Below are 925 nucleotides of genomic sequence, written 5' to 3' on the forward strand. Positions count from 1 at the left end.
CAATCAGCCAGAACAAGATGAAAAGAGTGAGCAATGGCAATCACAACTAATAAATGGATATAGATTATGGACAAGCTCATAAAATTACTTATCACACTCGCTTTAATATTATTCGCTGTAGGATGTTCGTCTACAGGTAAAATTGATTACATGGTTGCAGGCGGTGCGACACAAAAGGGTAATGAAATTTGGGTGCAATCAATTACTTTTGATAATAGTTGGGGTATTCCTATGGGGAGCCTTGGTTGTTGCTGGCAAAGTGCCGGTAAAACAAGTGGCGTTTACGATCAAAAATTCCCAGAAAAAGTCGCCGTTGAATGGTTAGATAAGTCAGAAAATAGAATTTACTTTGGTGAAGTGGCAATAGATAAAAATGGTTGTAAATTAGCCAGTAAATTACCTCGATTTAGTTACCATACAGGCGAAGTAGAAACTGATATTTACCCATATTTAATAGTTGGTATGGGTGAATCAGGTGAGATAAAGGTTTGGATTTCAAATACACCATCAGCCGGGTTTACTGGACGTGTTCTACACGAGCTTGGCTCTGGGCAAGCTCAATGGCGTGAGAATAAGTAGTAAAGCCACGACCCTAAGCTTATGTTCTATAAAGTATTCGCAGAGGCAGCCCGTAGCTCATGGCCCTGAAGAAGACGCTGAATTCACCACTAAAAACCACAGCTCGCGCTTTGTTATAATCAGCCTGCGCAAGCAGAGCTCAGCACACAATGGCAATCACAACTAATAAATGGATATAGATTATGGACAACCTCATAAAATTACTTCTTATTAGTCTGTTAGCTGTATTACTAGGCGGTTGTGCAACAACAGGTGAAATAGATTATATGGTTGTATCGGGTTCAACGGATGAAGGTAATGATATATTCGTGACTTTAATTAAGTTTGATGACCAGTGGGATGTACC

The 925-nt window shown here is 39.7% G+C and carries 1 protein-coding gene; it reads left to right on the forward strand.

The window, feature by feature from the left end:
* Window positions 1-66: 66 nt before the first annotated feature.
* Complete coding sequence (locus H5200_RS23215; RefSeq protein ID WP_182762850.1) at window positions 67-579, forward strand: DUF2931 family protein; 513 nt, start codon at window positions 67-69, stop codon at window positions 577-579.
* The last annotated feature ends 346 nt before the right edge of the window (window positions 580-925 follow it).

The sequence above is a fragment of the Pseudoalteromonas sp. SG43-7 genome, from assembly GCF_014164295.1.
Taxonomy (GTDB): domain Bacteria; phylum Pseudomonadota; class Gammaproteobacteria; order Enterobacterales; family Alteromonadaceae; genus Pseudoalteromonas; species Pseudoalteromonas rhizosphaerae.

Bases quoted from the DNA above. Each gene is read 5' to 3' on its own strand.
- H5200_RS23215 (WP_182762850.1), top strand. From the start codon at position 67: ATGGACAAGCTCATAAAATTACTTATCACACTCGCTTTAATATTATTC.